The organism is Novosphingobium sp. BL-S-32, from assembly GCF_056857055.1.
This window is the reverse complement of sequence record NZ_CM166477.1, coordinates 172,816-185,376: the sequence shown is the minus strand read 5'-3', so window position 1 is coordinate 185,376 and position 12,561 is coordinate 172,816. Positions and strand designations below refer to the sequence as shown.

15 protein-coding genes are annotated in these 12,561 nt (G+C 61.2%); 1 reads left to right on the top strand and 14 read right to left on the bottom strand.

Annotated elements, in window-relative coordinates:
• Nucleotides 1-10: 10 nt before the first annotated feature.
• The 12 genes from AC1VVK_RS17740 to AC1VVK_RS17685 all read right to left on the bottom strand — a co-directional run bounded on the left by AC1VVK_RS17740 (nt 11) and on the right by AC1VVK_RS17685 (nt 9,145).
• Nucleotides 11-931, bottom strand: coding sequence for an alpha/beta fold hydrolase (locus AC1VVK_RS17740; protein ID WP_482906129.1), 921 nt, complete (start codon nt 929-931; stop codon nt 11-13).
• 15 nt (nt 932-946) lie between these two features.
• The gene (locus tag AC1VVK_RS17735) at nt 947-1,699 is read right to left on the bottom strand and encodes an SDR family NAD(P)-dependent oxidoreductase (RefSeq protein WP_443478699.1); all 753 of its coding nucleotides are present in this window, start codon (nt 1,697-1,699) and stop codon (nt 947-949) included.
• Nucleotides 1,696-2,535 (bottom strand): alpha/beta fold hydrolase, encoded by an 840-nt coding sequence (locus AC1VVK_RS17730; RefSeq protein WP_482906128.1) that lies wholly within the window; start codon nt 2,533-2,535, stop codon nt 1,696-1,698. Before AC1VVK_RS17730 ends, AC1VVK_RS17735 begins: the two co-directional genes overlap by 4 nt.
• A gap of 15 nt (nt 2,536-2,550) precedes the next feature.
• On the bottom strand, nt 2,551-3,105 hold the full coding sequence (locus tag AC1VVK_RS17725; protein ID WP_482906127.1) for a VOC family protein: 555 nt from the start codon (nt 3,103-3,105) through the stop codon (nt 2,551-2,553).
• 21 nt (nt 3,106-3,126) lie between these two features.
• Nucleotides 3,127-3,516: a MaoC family dehydratase gene (locus AC1VVK_RS17720; RefSeq protein ID WP_133085038.1), complete on the bottom strand. Its 390-nt coding sequence runs from the start codon at nt 3,514-3,516 to the stop codon at nt 3,127-3,129.
• A complete protein-coding gene (locus AC1VVK_RS17715; RefSeq protein ID WP_482906126.1) occupies nt 3,513-3,971 on the bottom strand; it encodes a hypothetical protein in 459 nt (152 codons plus the stop codon). The genes AC1VVK_RS17720 and AC1VVK_RS17715 overlap by 4 nt, the downstream gene beginning before the upstream one ends.
• An 11-nt stretch (nt 3,972-3,982) precedes the next feature.
• Nucleotides 3,983-5,146: an acyl-CoA dehydrogenase family protein gene (locus AC1VVK_RS17710; RefSeq protein WP_133085040.1), complete on the bottom strand. Its 1,164-nt coding sequence runs from the start codon at nt 5,144-5,146 to the stop codon at nt 3,983-3,985.
• Between the two features lie 63 nt (nt 5,147-5,209).
• Nucleotides 5,210-5,764: an NADPH-dependent FMN reductase gene (locus AC1VVK_RS17705; protein WP_482906125.1), complete on the bottom strand. Its 555-nt coding sequence runs from the start codon at nt 5,762-5,764 to the stop codon at nt 5,210-5,212.
• Nucleotide 5,765: 1 nt separating this feature from the next.
• Nucleotides 5,766-6,542: an SDR family oxidoreductase gene (locus AC1VVK_RS17700; protein WP_482906124.1), complete on the bottom strand. Its 777-nt coding sequence runs from the start codon at nt 6,540-6,542 to the stop codon at nt 5,766-5,768.
• Complete coding sequence (locus AC1VVK_RS17695; protein ID WP_395335249.1) at nt 6,539-7,279, bottom strand: alpha/beta fold hydrolase; 741 nt, start codon at nt 7,277-7,279, stop codon at nt 6,539-6,541. Before AC1VVK_RS17695 ends, AC1VVK_RS17700 begins: the two co-directional genes overlap by 4 nt.
• Nucleotides 7,280-7,284: 5 nt before the next feature.
• The gene (locus AC1VVK_RS17690) at nt 7,285-8,241 is read right to left on the bottom strand and encodes a VOC family protein (protein ID WP_443478705.1); all 957 of its coding nucleotides are present in this window, start codon (nt 8,239-8,241) and stop codon (nt 7,285-7,287) included.
• Nucleotides 8,242-8,293: 52 nt separating this feature from the next.
• On the bottom strand, nt 8,294-9,145 hold the full coding sequence (locus tag AC1VVK_RS17685) for a fumarylacetoacetate hydrolase family protein (RefSeq protein ID WP_133085045.1): 852 nt from the start codon (nt 9,143-9,145) through the stop codon (nt 8,294-8,296).
• A gap of 100 nt (nt 9,146-9,245) precedes the next feature.
• Between AC1VVK_RS17685 and AC1VVK_RS17680 the strand changes: the two genes are divergently transcribed.
• Nucleotides 9,246-9,983 (top strand): GntR family transcriptional regulator, encoded by a 738-nt coding sequence (locus AC1VVK_RS17680; protein WP_482906123.1) that lies wholly within the window; start codon nt 9,246-9,248, stop codon nt 9,981-9,983.
• A gap of 7 nt (nt 9,984-9,990) precedes the next feature.
• On the opposite strand, the gene AC1VVK_RS17675 is transcribed toward AC1VVK_RS17680, so the two are convergent.
• Both AC1VVK_RS17675 and AC1VVK_RS17670 read right to left on the bottom strand, forming a co-directional pair.
• Nucleotides 9,991-10,773: an SDR family NAD(P)-dependent oxidoreductase gene (locus AC1VVK_RS17675; protein ID WP_443478707.1), complete on the bottom strand. Its 783-nt coding sequence runs from the start codon at nt 10,771-10,773 to the stop codon at nt 9,991-9,993.
• A gap of 29 nt (nt 10,774-10,802) precedes the next feature.
• Complete coding sequence (locus AC1VVK_RS17670) at nt 10,803-12,467, bottom strand: class I adenylate-forming enzyme family protein (protein ID WP_482906122.1); 1,665 nt, start codon at nt 12,465-12,467, stop codon at nt 10,803-10,805.
• Nucleotides 12,468-12,561 lie beyond the last annotated feature (94 nt).

Sequence of the window (12,561 nt, the reverse complement as noted above, 5' to 3'; positions counted from 1 at the left end):
AGCTGGCGTCTCATTCGCCCGGCTTGGCCATCTCATCGATCCAGCTGTTGAGTTTCGCCCAGCTGTCGCTGCGCGTCGAGGCGAAGTTATGGCAATGCGCAGAACCAGCGAGCGGCATCAGACTGATACGGCGCGACTTGCCGTAGAACGACGGCTCAAGAAGCGGATCCGGACTGACGTCAATGTCCCCGAAATGCAGATAGACGGGAACATCGATCGCTGCTGCCTCATCCGCCACGCCGCCGGGCACGATCGCCAGGCGGCCGTAGCTGTTGGGCGTGACCGAGGCGCGGGAATCGTCGGCGGCAATGACGGCTTTAGGCACGTCAGGGGCGTGGAAACTCGCGCGCATCGAACCCCGATCCGCTTGACTGTAGCCACTGCCTTCGACCCGCTTTTCGAGATCTGCACGCACTTCGTCCGGCAGATCGAGGCTGATATTGGTGAACCCAAGGATCGCAACCTGATCGAAGCTGCGAAACGAGGCCTGCTGAATGATCGTGAGCATTCCGCCCATGGAGTGACCGATGCCGCTGATCCGTTTGCGCTTCGCTGCAAGTTCGGCGCCGAAATCTCCAGCGTCGATCCGGCACAGGATGTTTGCAAGCGCCTGATGGTGCGCCTGCGCGCCGAGCAGGGGATTTAGCAGTCCTTCATCGAGTGGCTTGGAACTATCCCCCATGCCCAGCGCGTCGAGGGTGAGGACGGCCTTTCCCTGGGAGAGGAAGTAATCGATGAAGCTGTAGCCGGGGTGACCGTCAATCCGTGCATCCCAGTACCAGCGACTGTACGATGCGCCATGAAGGCAGACGAGCAGGTCGAGAGCATCTGAAGGCACGGTTTCGGGCAGGGCCAGCGTAGCGGCAACCGTGAGTGGCTGCGCGAATTCGATCGCGGGTGCAACGGGTATCGACAGCGTTAATTTGGACACGGTTGCTATCCTGTTTCAGAGGCTGAAGCCGCCGTCGACGATGAGGGTCTGACCCGTCACGTAACCTGCACGCGCCGACGCGAGGAAGGCCACGGCGTTGGCGATATCGCCTGCGCTGCCAAAGCTCTGGAGCGCGATCCGCTTGCGCTGGGATTCCCAGATGTCCGGTGTGTAGAGAGTTGAAAGAAATTCGGCGCCAAGCCCTGCATCGATGATGCCTGGTGCGACCATGTTCGCCCTGATGCCGTATCGCCCTTCTTCTTTCGCAACAGCCCGGCAAAGAGCCTCGATACCGGCTTTGGGAACCGATGAAAGCGCATCGCCAGGGGGGAAGCAGTAATTGGCAACCGATACGACCGCGACGAAATTGCCGAAGCCCTGCGTCCGGAAGTGCGGCAGGGCATGGGCAACCACGCGGGTGAAACCCATCAGTTCGATCTCGATGACTTCGCGCCATTGCTGTTCGACGATCTGACTGACGAATGGCTGCGGAATTTCGACGCCGCTGGCGTAAACGACGGTCCCGATTGCTCCGAACCGCTCTACGGTGCGGCGCATGGCCTCCTGGATCGAAGCATTGTCAGAAAGGTCGCAGCGCACCGCGAGGGTGCCGCCGTTTCCGCCCATTGTTTCGGCGACTGCGAGGGCTCGCTCCTGGCTGGAACGATATCCAATGGCGACGCCGTTCCAGTCAGACGCAAGCTGCCTGCATATCTCGCTTCCGAGGCCGCCGGTTCCGCCAATGACTATTGCGGCTCCCCGGTTCATAAGGGCAGATACTCGGCCAGATGGCGCAGCAGTCGAGCTGCGAAGGCATCGTTCTGGTCGCCTGTGAACATGTGACCGACACCCTCGGCGATTTCGACCTCCAATTGCGGTGTGAGGCTTTTGAAATGGCGAACGCTCTCGTCCGAGACAAGTTCGCTGAGCTGCGCCTTCACCAGCACGACCGGTGATTTCACCCTGCCGGCCGCTGCGAACAGGGCTGCGCGTTCAGAAGGCGGATGCAGGAATTCGGGTGCGGTTGTGCGCGGATCCCAATGCCAGAACAGCCGGCCGTCTTGCTTCCGCATCGACTTGGCCAGCCCGGATACATTGGCAACGCGCGGTTGGCCCAAATGGCGATGCAGAGCATCGGCTGCGTCATCCAGCGTCGCAAAGCCGGCGTCGCTGCTGCGAAAGAAATCGCGAATGCCATCCACGCCGTCATCGACGATCAGCGGCGCCACGTCCGCCAGCATGATGAGCCTGACGAGATCGGGATGACGCGAACCGCCGACCAGTGCCGATTGCCCGCCTCGCGATGCGCCGACCAGCGCAACGGGCCTGGAGAGGCGGGTGACGATGGCTTCCACATCGCGCCCGTAGGCTTCCAGCTCATAGTCGCCATCGGCCGCCCAGCCGCTCTCGCCATGCCCGCGCAAATCGAACGTAAGTGCATAGTAGCCGGCCTCCGCCGTCCGCCGTGCCGAACGCGTCCATGAGCGGCGGCTTTGGCCGCCGCCATGGAAGAAGCACACCGCAGGAGCAGCAGGGTCGCCGAAGGCATCGGCTACCATGTCGAGATGGTCACCGGGCCACGTGGTTCGGGAAGCGGTGATCATGCGCAAGTCTGCCGGTCAGGCTGCCGCGACCGGGGGTACCAGTTCTGCAAAGGAAGGATGCTCACCGGGTCCGCTGTACGCGAACTTGCCCGGCGCATGGTGCCACTTGCCGTCGTTCCTGCTCTCATAGGGCGAGGCGACCTCGATAAGGCAGCCATGCGTGCTCTTCGGGCCCACCCAGCTCCATTTCTGCCAGGTCATGTCCGGGTCGTTGTAGGTCTTGCCGCCGCCAAGCACCTGAATGCCTTCTGCGGCCAACTTCTCCATCGCGCCCGGTACGTCGTCCGTAGCAAAGCAGAAGTGATGCACGTGCTCGCCGACCTTTTCGAGGCGGTCGCCCATTGGCGTTCCCGGAGAGGGCTGGATGAACTGGATTTCGGTTCCGCCATTGTTGACGAAAGTGGCCCACCGCATGCCTGCATCCGCACCGCTCGAGAATTCGTCGTACTTGACGATACGCTCTTCCAGCGATGCAGGGTCGAGAACGCGCAGGATCTTGGTCCAGTTCTCGATGGCGGTGTCGAGGTCGCGTACGACCATGCAAACGTGGGCAAAAGGTCCGCTAGGCATAATCTCTCTCCTGGAGAATCTTCAGATTTCTATTGTTGCTGTGCCGGAATTGACGGTACCGCGCCCGTCCACGTCGAGCTTGAATTCGCAAGTGACCGTGCTTCCATCGATCGCCGTGACCTTGCCGGTGACGACAGCGCGATCCTCGCCATAGACATTGTCCAGAAAGCGCGAATCCATCTTCGAAATCCGGCCGTTGGGGAAGGCACGCATGAGCATGTTCATCATGTAGGCCACGTTGATTGGCCCCTGGTTGATGACGCGGTTGCCTAGGCCCTTCGCCTTTACGACTTCGACGTCGAGATGGATCGGATTGGGATCCGCGAGAAAGACCGCCCACTGCTTCATTGCATCGGAGCTGACGCGTTCGATGGTGAAGGAAGGCAGTTCGTCTCCAACGTCGTATGTCATGCCGCAAACTCCTTGCGGGGCAGTACCCACACGTTGTCGGTTTCAAGCACTTTGTTGCCGTCCAGCAGGTGCAAACGGAGCCGGTAGGTCAGTACGTCCATGACGCCGAGCTTGCGGCTGCGCTTGCGGACAAGATCGAGGATTTCGCCGGTGACCCTGTAGCTTTCGCCCACCTTCAGAGGGGCGTCGAACGTTACGCCGCTCGAGCCCATCATCGGACCGTCCTCGACGTCGAATTCGCAGGCCTCGCATACGCCGGCCACCGTCTTGCCCATCGCGACCTGGGTCGCGATGTAGTAGTAGATCGGATGCGCAGTGCCGTCAGGCGCCGGCTCGATGCCGGTCGAACGGCACAGCGCAGCGTTTTCCTCGGCACTGATCGTGAAGATCGCGCTGCCGTCAAGAGAGGTGCCGGCAGCGTCCGGGGCAGGGGGCAGATCGTCGAGATCGCTCATGGCCATTTCCTTCAGAAAGAGCGGGGCAGCCCGAGGCTTTCGGCAATCGTGTTGCGAACCATCTCGTTGCTGATTGGCGTCATTCTCAGGATCCGATGATCCCGCCAGTAGCGTTGCATGTCCGTCTCTGCGGAATAGCCCATGCCGCCCAGGATCTGGATGCCTAGATCGGCCGCTTTTACTGCATTTTCAGTGGCGACCATCTTGAGCATGTTCGCCTCGACACCGCAGGGCATGCCGTTGGCTTGCATCCATGCGACGTTGTTGAGTAGCAATTCGGTCGTTTTTTGCCAGGTGGCGATATCCGCGACGTAGTGTTGAAGGATCTGAAAGCGGCCGATGATGCCCCCGAACGCCTTGCGCTGCTTCATGTAGTCGAGCGCGTCTTCAAGTACGCCGTCTATCGCACCGAGGCACTGCGCGCCGACCATGATACGCTCGTTGTTGAGCGTCGGCAGCATTGCGTACCACGCCTGCCCCGGTTCCCCGAGCACGTCCTCATCCGGGACGAAGACATCGTCGTAATGGACTTCGCACGAACCCATCGCCCGCATGCCAAGCTTGGGCAGTAGCGAGCAGGTGATGCCGGGAGATTTGGCATCGACGAAGAACATCGTAAGGCCGTGATGCTTCTTTTCGACATTGCGATCCGTCCGAGCGAGGACAAGAAGCCGGTCAGCCGCCTTGGCGGCCGTCGTCCACATCTTGGCCCCCTTCAACCTCCAGCCGCCCTCGACCTTGTCCGCGTAAGTCTTCATCGCGCCCAGAACATCGGTCCCGCCATCGGGTTCGGTCATCGACAGCGAGACGCGAAGCTTGCCCTGCGCCATCGGCCTCAGCCAGCGGTTCTTCTGCTCTTCGGTTCCCACCGCGCCGATCGTCTTGGCGCCTCCGAACGAGGTAAGGCCCCACACCCAGAGCAGCCCCCCCGCGGTGCGGGCAAACTCGCGGGCGAAGATCATCTGCATCATGACGTCGCCGCCAAGCCCGTCATATTCTTCCGGGATGCCGATGCCGAAAAAGCCTTGCTCTGCCAGCTTGTCCCAAAGCGCGTAAGGGTAGTTTTCCTCGTCGGCTTCGAGCGTACGCATCCAGTCCTTCGGGGCTTCTGCATCGACCCATCGGCGCACCACGTCACGGAAGGCCTGCTGCTCGTCGGTGAGCGAAAAATCCATTGTTCTTCCTGTTCTCTTGCGCTCCCAATTGGCACCCATCCGGTGCGCTCAGAACCTATCGTCCTATAGGGTCGGCCCTGCGTGGAAGCGAAACATCTGGTCCATCATCATGGTAAGCTGGCTGGTGACGCCCGCCTGTTCGATGGGATCTCCCTCGGTTCCGACCGTGTTGATCGCAACCCCGAGAGGTGTGGGCCAACCGCGCAGGGCATGGGTTATGCTGCGAAGCTGCTGGAGCGTTCCAACCGCAGCCTGCCAGCCAGCAGCCGTGGCGATTGCGCCGACCGGCAGGCCGTCGAAATAGCAGCGACTGTCCCGGTTCGTATCCTCGACGTAGTCGAGCGCGTTCTTGACGAAGCCCGATATCGCACCGTGATAGCCCGGCGAACCGATGATGATGCCATCGGCGGTCCGAAGCAGTTCGACGTAACGCCGTGCTGCGTCGGAGCGCTCCTGGTTTTCCGGTGCATACGGGGGGAAATTGATGTCCTCGCCCGAAAGGATGGTAGTGCGCGCGCCGCGCTCCTGCGCGATTGCTAGCGCCTTGCGCAAGGCGCGTTCGGTCGATGACATGGCGCGCATGGTGCCGCCGATGGCGATGAAATGGGGCTGGGTCATATCAGATCGACAATCCACCTTCGACCGGAATGACCGATCCTGTCACGTATGCTCCGGCGCGTGAGGCCAGGTAGATAGCGGCGCCCGCGAGGTCTTCCGCAGTACCCGTGCGCCCGCGCGGCACCATGCCTTCGACCATTTTTCTCATCTCGTCGGACGTGATGACGGTCATCTCCGTCTCGAAGAAGCCGGGTGCGATCACATTGGCCGTGATGTTATCGCGGCCCAGTCGTTTCGCGAGACCCTTTGCCAGCCAGTGGATCGCGCCTTTGGATGCCTGGTAGGCGTAGTTCTCCTTCGGACCGACCTTGAGAGCGCCTACCGAGCCGATGTTGATGAGGGATGCCGGCCGTTCCTTTGTCCCGCCGGCGCGCAGTAGAGGGAGAAATTTCTGAAGCAGGAAGAACGGTGCCTTCAGGTTGAGATCCATGACCAGGTCCCAATCCTGCTCGCTGTAATCGTCGATAGGCGCCTCGGCCATCGCACCGGCATTGTTGACCAGGATATGAAGCGCATTCTCGGCTTCACTCACGCGGGCGACGAGAGCGTCCACTCCCTCCAGGGATGAGACATCAGCGGTTAGCCCGATGCACTGACCCCCGGTCGAGGTGCTGATTTCCCTGGCCGCATCGAGCACTTTGGCTTCGGTCCGCGCGCAGATATAAACCTTGGCGCCGGCGGCCGCGAAGCCGGTCGCTATATGGCGCCCGATGCCGCCGGAGCCACCCGTCACGACGGCGATGCGGTCCTTCACCGAGAACAGTTCTGCGGGGTTCATGCGTCTACCTTCAATCCGGCGATTTTGAGGATCAGGCCGGTGGTACCTTCGGGATCGCCCACCAGCAGAGCATGGTCGCCGGGATGTTCGTGAATGTTCCAGCCGAGCGCGCGCGCGCGCTCGTGCATCGCCGTCATCACGGTGACGGCGGCAGCGATATAGTCCACCGGTCTTGCGATGGTTTCGCTGCCCTTGGCGATGGCGCCCGCTGTCGCCTTCATCGGCTGGTCAGAAAGGTTGTCGAGCAGCCACTTTTCCCGTGCGGGATCCATGAGGTGCGGATGCTCCTTGGCAGCCGCACGCTGCATCTCGTCGACGCCTGAACCGATCGGTCCCTCGCCGGCTTCAAGCAATGCATCGAGCTGTGCGACTTGTTCCTCGGGTACATAACCCATCAGCGAGGCGATGCGCTCGCCCGAATGGGCGATAATGGCGTCGAGGTAGATGATGCTGGCGATGCGGTCGCCCACCTCTGCTATGATACCCGGCGCCACGGTGCCTGCATAGCTGTGCGCTACCAGCACGACGTCATGCAGATCTTCGAATTTGAAGACGTTGACGATGTCGCGCACGTGGGTCTCGTTGCCCACATCGCGGCCGATGAGATGGCTGCGCTCGCCAAAGCCGGTAAAGGTCGGTGTGTAGACCTTGTGCCCTTGCGCTTCGAGAATCTCCCGGACGTATTTCCAGGTCCAGCCGCCCATGCCGCCGCCGTGAAGAAGAACGAATGTGGTCATGGCAATCAGGCCTCCGCTGGTTCGGTGTTCTGGATAAATTCGGGGAAGGGGTCCGGCCCCCAAAGGAACATGCTGTCGTCAGGGGCGTGGTTGGCCGAGGGCCAGTCCACATCCGCAGGAATGAAATCGATGTCGGCGGAATACTCGCTGAAGCTGCCCCAAGGATCGCGCACGTAGTAGAAGTAGTTCGCACCCAGCACGTGCTGGCCGAGGCCCCAGTTGGGTCCGTAGCCGGCGCGCGCCATGCTTGCGCCGCCGAGACCCACTTCCATGACGGAACCCACGTCCCAGCTGTTGTGATGCATACCGCGGCGGTCGGAAAGCACGAGTGCGAGCAAGTGGTGATCGCTCCCATGGACACCATGGAGAAAGGCAACAGCGGGCTCGCTCTTGTCGGACAGCCGCAGGCCAAGCGTCCGCTCATAAAAGTCGATCGCGGCGTTCACGTCGGTGGTGAAGATCGCAAAGTGCGAAAGACGGCGGGGGTGGACCTTGGGTGCCTTGCTGTTGGGAATTGCGCCGGACTTGCCGGGTTCTGAACTCGTGAAGCTGAAGCGGCTTTTTTCGGCAGGCGTCGCCTTTTCCGCAACGCGCACGTTGATGGGAAGGCCGTCGAAACCTCTGAACCAGATACCCTTGGCTTCTGCGTTGTCAGGTGCCGGGATGAATTCCACACCGGCGCGCTCGAGGTGGCCGCGAAACGTCTCCTCCTCATCCGCGAATATCCCGAAGCTGAGATAACGCAGCCGCTTGGCATCGCCTGCCTGGCTGAGGACTGCCCACCTGTGCGGATGACCCTGCGCATAGAGTTCGAGCCGGCCATCCGCCTCGCGCACGTCCAGACCGAAGAGCGTGTAGAAGCGTCGTGCCTCGTCGAGGTCGGGCACTTCCACCGCAAAGTGATCGATGGAATGGACACCAAGTACATTGGCGCGGCGACTGGCGATGCTTTTCTCGTTCATCCTGTCCTCCATGGCGGCCGAGCGATGTTCTGGCGCATCGCTCGGCCCGAAATCACGCTGCCTTGATGGGATTGACCAGCAAGCCGATTTTTTCGATCTCCACTTCGCACACATCCCCGTCCTTCATGAAGAGCGGAGGATTGCGGGCAAGTCCGATGCCCGACGGCGTGCCCATGACCAGCACGTCGCCTGCTTCCAGCGTGAAGCATGTGGAAAGCAAGGACACCGTATCGACAACGTCGAAGACCATGTCAGAGGTATTGGCGCTCTGAACGACCTGCCCGTTCAGCCTGGTCTCGATCTTGAGCCCAGCGCCGCCCGCGGGCAGTTCATCGGCCGTGACCAGCCATGGGCCGAAGGCACCGGTATCGTCGAAATTCTTGCCCACGGTCCATTGCGGCGTCTTGAGCTGATAGTCGCGCACGGAGCCGTCATTGAACACCGAGTAAGCGACGATGTGGGACAGCGCGTCTTCCTTTCCGATGTTCTTTCCGCCCTTGCCGACGATTGCGACCATTTCAGCCTCGTAATCGAGCTGGTCCGATGTGGCCGGCTTGATGATCGGCGCGCCGTGGCCGATCAGGCTCGAATTGAACCGTCCGAAAACTGTCGGGAATTCGGGAACCTGGAAGCCGCCTTCGGCAGCGTGATCCTTGTAGTTGAGACCAAGGCACAGGATTTTCGGCGCCTTGATAAGCGGCGGCAGAAATTCAAGGTCGTCTTGCGCGACGCTCTCTCCCTGGGCCAGGACTTTGCCGCCCGCCTTTGCGAGCGCTTCGCCGCCCTGAGCGACAAGGTCGTCCAGATCGTAGAGTGCCGCGTCGCCGAAAATCGCCTTGATGCCGGAGCCAGTGTCCACCGCAACGCCGATGCGACCGTCCTTCGAAACTTTTGCCAAGCGCATGATTCGATCCTTTTCCAAACTCAGGCACCGTGGGGTGGCTCGGTCGGCTCGTCAATCTGAAATATATTCTAAGTACTCAAATATACCTCTAGCGTTTACCTTGGATTTCGTTGCTGCTATGGAGACTGGGATGACAAAAAAGCTCAGCCTCACCGAGCAGGCCTATCGCCGGCTGCGGGACAATCTCCTGACCTGCCGCCTTGTGCCGGGGGAGCGGATCAACATCAAAGACGTGTCGGACAACCTGGGGTTCAGTCTCGGTGCAGTCCGAGAGGCCTTGTCGCGCCTGACGTCTGAAGGGTTCGTCGTCCTTGACGATGCGCGAGGCTTTCGGGCAGCGCCGATTTCCATCGCCGATCTGACAGACCTCGTCATGGTGAGGAGTGACATTGAGGGACAGTGTCTTCGCCGCGCCATCGAACGCGGCGGCCTCGATTGGGAATCGACGATCGTGAGTGCTGCCCACCGTCTCAGCAAGACGCCGACACGCGATCCCGCCATGCCGGAGCGGCTCAATGAGGACTACGCCGAGGCCCATGGCGACTTCCATCATGCCCTCGTCGATGCTTGCGACAGCCCATGGTTGCTGCGCATGCGCGAATGGCTCTACGCTCAATCCGAACGATATCGCTACCTCACGGTTCCGCTCGCAACCGGCGAGCGGGATCTGGTGCATGAGCATGCCGAAATTGTCGAAGCCACGCTTGCCAGGGATGCGGATCGGGCCGTCGCTCTCCTCAGGAGCCATCTCGAGGCAACAGCCAGGCTTCTGATCGATGGACAGACCGACCCGGCGGGTGAGGCGAACCTGCGTTTCCTGGATGACAAGGCCGCCTGACACCATTTCAGCGTTGCCTTTGCTGGCCCGTGCCGCCCCCGCTGGCCGGCATCAGCATGTTGCTCATGCCGCCGTCGACAAGCACATCGATACCGCTGATGTGGCTGGCCTGCGGACTGGCGAGGAACAGGATGGCGTTGGCGACATCCTCGGCCAGACCGAGTTTACGCAAAGGTATACTGGCTTCCCGCTCTTCCCGGCGCGTCTTGTCACCGTAGCCGGCGGCCGTCATCGGCGTGTAGGTAGGACCGGGAGAGACGGTATTGCAGCGGATGCCATCGGGACCCCACTCAATGCAGAGTTGCCGGATCAGCATCAAAAGCGCCGCCTTGCTGCACGAATAAAATCCGAGCCCCGGCGTGGGCTGGGTGCCCGACATCGAGCCTGTTGCAATGAAGGCACCCTTGCTGGCTCGCAGGTGTGGATGCGCGGCCTTTGCTAGCAGCCAGGTGGAGCGAGTGTTTATCGCGAAGATCCGGTCGAAGTCGGCAAGCGGCTGGTCGACAAGAGCGCCGCCCATGATGATGCCCGCATTGCTGATGACTGCATCGATACCGCCCATGTGGGCGAGTGCAGCCTCGACGATGCGATCGCCGCTGTCGGGCTCGGCAAGGTCAACGACGCAGCCCCCTGTCGCCCCCCCAATTTGGCCCGTCACTGCTCCAAGATTGGCCTCGTCCCTGTCGGCCAGGAGCATTGAGTGCACGCCGGGCAACACTTGTCCCGCCGCCAGCAGTTCAGCACAGGCCCGGCCGATGCCGCTGGCTGCACCAGTAATGACCACACGCATTCCATTCTCCCTTTGCGCGCAGCGCCTAATCAGTCCTTGAGACCAAGCTCGTCCATCAACGCGCTGCGCAGCTTGAACTTCTGTATCTTCGATGCCGACATCGGCCATTCGTCGATGAACCGGATGTGCCGGGGCACCTTGAACGAGGCAAGGCGCGCCTTGGTAAAGGCGATCAATTCCTCCGGCTCGACAATCACGTCGCCGTCCCGCTCGATGTAGGCTGCCGGGATTTCGGCCAGCCGCTCGTCCGGCAGGCCAACGACCTGGGCAAGACGAACAGCCGGATGCGCGGCCAGGACCGCTTCGACTTCTGCCGCCGCGACGTTCTCGCCGCCCACCTTGAGCATGTCCTTGAACCTGCCGTGAAACATCACATGGCCGTGCGCATCGATCGAGCCGATGTCGGCGCTGTGATACCAGCCCTCGCTGTCGAGCGTTTGGGCCGTCTTCTCAGGATCTTTGTAGTATCCGTCGAACAGATTGTAACCGCGGATCAATATCTCGCCCCGTTCGTCGACGGCTTTCTCCAAGCCTGTTTCAGGGTCGATGATTTTCATTTCGATGCCGGCGAGCGGATAACCGAGCTTTCTGAAGCCCATTTCCGGCTCCATCCCGTAGCCGCCGGTGGTCACGATTCCTGTAGCCTCCGTCATGCCCATGGTCCCCACCTGCAACATGCCGGGAGCCTTCTCCCGGTACGCCTGACCGACCCGGTCGGGCATGAAGGCAAAGCAGCTGTTCTGGAGCCTGACCGAGGAAAGATCTGACGTTTCCCAATCGGGATGCGCGATCATTGCCTGATGAAATGTGACGAAGGGCAGGAACATCATCGTCACGCGCTCCTGCTCGATCTGGCGCAGGCTTTCTCCGGCGTCGAAATGCGGCTGTCCGATGAAGGTACCACCTACCTCCATCGCGCCCAGCATGCAGAGCATTGCGGCGATATGGAAAAGCGGCAGCGGCGACCATGCTCGCTCGCCGGGCTGGAAGGCCCAGCGATAGTGCGCCAGGTTGTTCGCCTCGCGCGTCACGGCTTCATGGCTTAGCAGACAGCCCTTGGGATTGGCCGAAGTGCCGGAGGTGTACAGAATCATCGCGGTATCACGCACGCGAACAGTGAGGCGCGCCGCATGGATCTCGTCTTCGCTGACCTGTTCGGCGGCTTCATCGAACATCGCCTGGTCGATGAAGCCGGGAACCGAACGACCGCCAAGCATGATGATGCGGGAAAGCTTCGGTGCCGCGGCAAGTGACAGGCGAGCTGGATTGTCGGCACTCGCCAGGTCTGCAAACGCCTCGTAAAGCCGCGCACCGAAGTCGACGTGTTCAGAGACAAGATCGTTTGTGACGATGGCTGCAAGGTCGGCGTTCTCCGACACGTACGCCATCTCTGGTGCCTTGTAGCGGGCATTCATGAGAACCGAGACGGCACCGCACATCGCATTTGCGAAAAGCGTTTCGACGAATTCGATGCTGGACGGCAGCAAGATGCCGACATGGTCGCCCCGCCGAATCCCGAGCGCCCTTAGCCCCCTCGCGCGGCGCAGAACACTGGCCACGACTTCGTCATAACTCTTGCGTTCGCCCGGAAAAACCAGGGCCTCCCTGTTCTTGCCCTTGTCCCACCCCGCCAAGAGGTGATCACCCAACGTCGTCGCGGTGATGCGAATTGCGGCGTCGTCTTCACCCGTCATGCTCACAAAAGCTCGTCCTCAAAGTTCGTCCCTGCTCGATGAGTGCGAGATTGCAGCGAACCCGCGATCCTGCGCCTTTCGTTGGATAGGTGCG

Bases quoted from the DNA above. Each gene is read 5' to 3' on its own strand.
- AC1VVK_RS17725 (WP_482906127.1), bottom strand. From the start codon at position 3,105: ATGCCTAGCGGACCTTTTGCCCACGTTTGCATGGTCGTACGCGACCTC.
- AC1VVK_RS17720 (WP_133085038.1), bottom strand. From the start codon at position 3,516: ATGACATACGACGTTGGAGACGAACTGCCTTCCTTCACCATCGAACGC.
- AC1VVK_RS17685 (WP_133085045.1), bottom strand. From the start codon at position 9,145: ATGCGCTTGGCAAAAGTTTCGAAGGACGGTCGCATCGGCGTTGCGGTG.
- AC1VVK_RS17690 (WP_443478705.1), bottom strand. From the start codon at position 8,241: ATGAACGAGAAAAGCATCGCCAGTCGCCGCGCCAATGTACTTGGTGTC.
- AC1VVK_RS17715 (WP_482906126.1), bottom strand. From the start codon at position 3,971: ATGAGCGATCTCGACGATCTGCCCCCTGCCCCGGACGCTGCCGGCACC.
- AC1VVK_RS17700 (WP_482906124.1), bottom strand. From the start codon at position 6,542: ATGAACCCCGCAGAACTGTTCTCGGTGAAGGACCGCATCGCCGTCGTG.
- AC1VVK_RS17730 (WP_482906128.1), bottom strand. From the start codon at position 2,535: ATGATCACCGCTTCCCGAACCACGTGGCCCGGTGACCATCTCGACATG.
- AC1VVK_RS17710 (WP_133085040.1), bottom strand. From the start codon at position 5,146: ATGGATTTTTCGCTCACCGACGAGCAGCAGGCCTTCCGTGACGTGGTG.
- AC1VVK_RS17670 (WP_482906122.1), bottom strand. From the start codon at position 12,467: ATGACGGGTGAAGACGACGCCGCAATTCGCATCACCGCGACGACGTTG.
- AC1VVK_RS17735 (WP_443478699.1), bottom strand. From the start codon at position 1,699: ATGAACCGGGGAGCCGCAATAGTCATTGGCGGAACCGGCGGCCTCGGA.
- AC1VVK_RS17695 (WP_395335249.1), bottom strand. From the start codon at position 7,279: ATGACCACATTCGTTCTTCTTCACGGCGGCGGCATGGGCGGCTGGACC.
- AC1VVK_RS17675 (WP_443478707.1), bottom strand. From the start codon at position 10,773: ATGCGTGTGGTCATTACTGGTGCAGCCAGCGGCATCGGCCGGGCCTGT.
- AC1VVK_RS17705 (WP_482906125.1), bottom strand. From the start codon at position 5,764: ATGACCCAGCCCCATTTCATCGCCATCGGCGGCACCATGCGCGCCATG.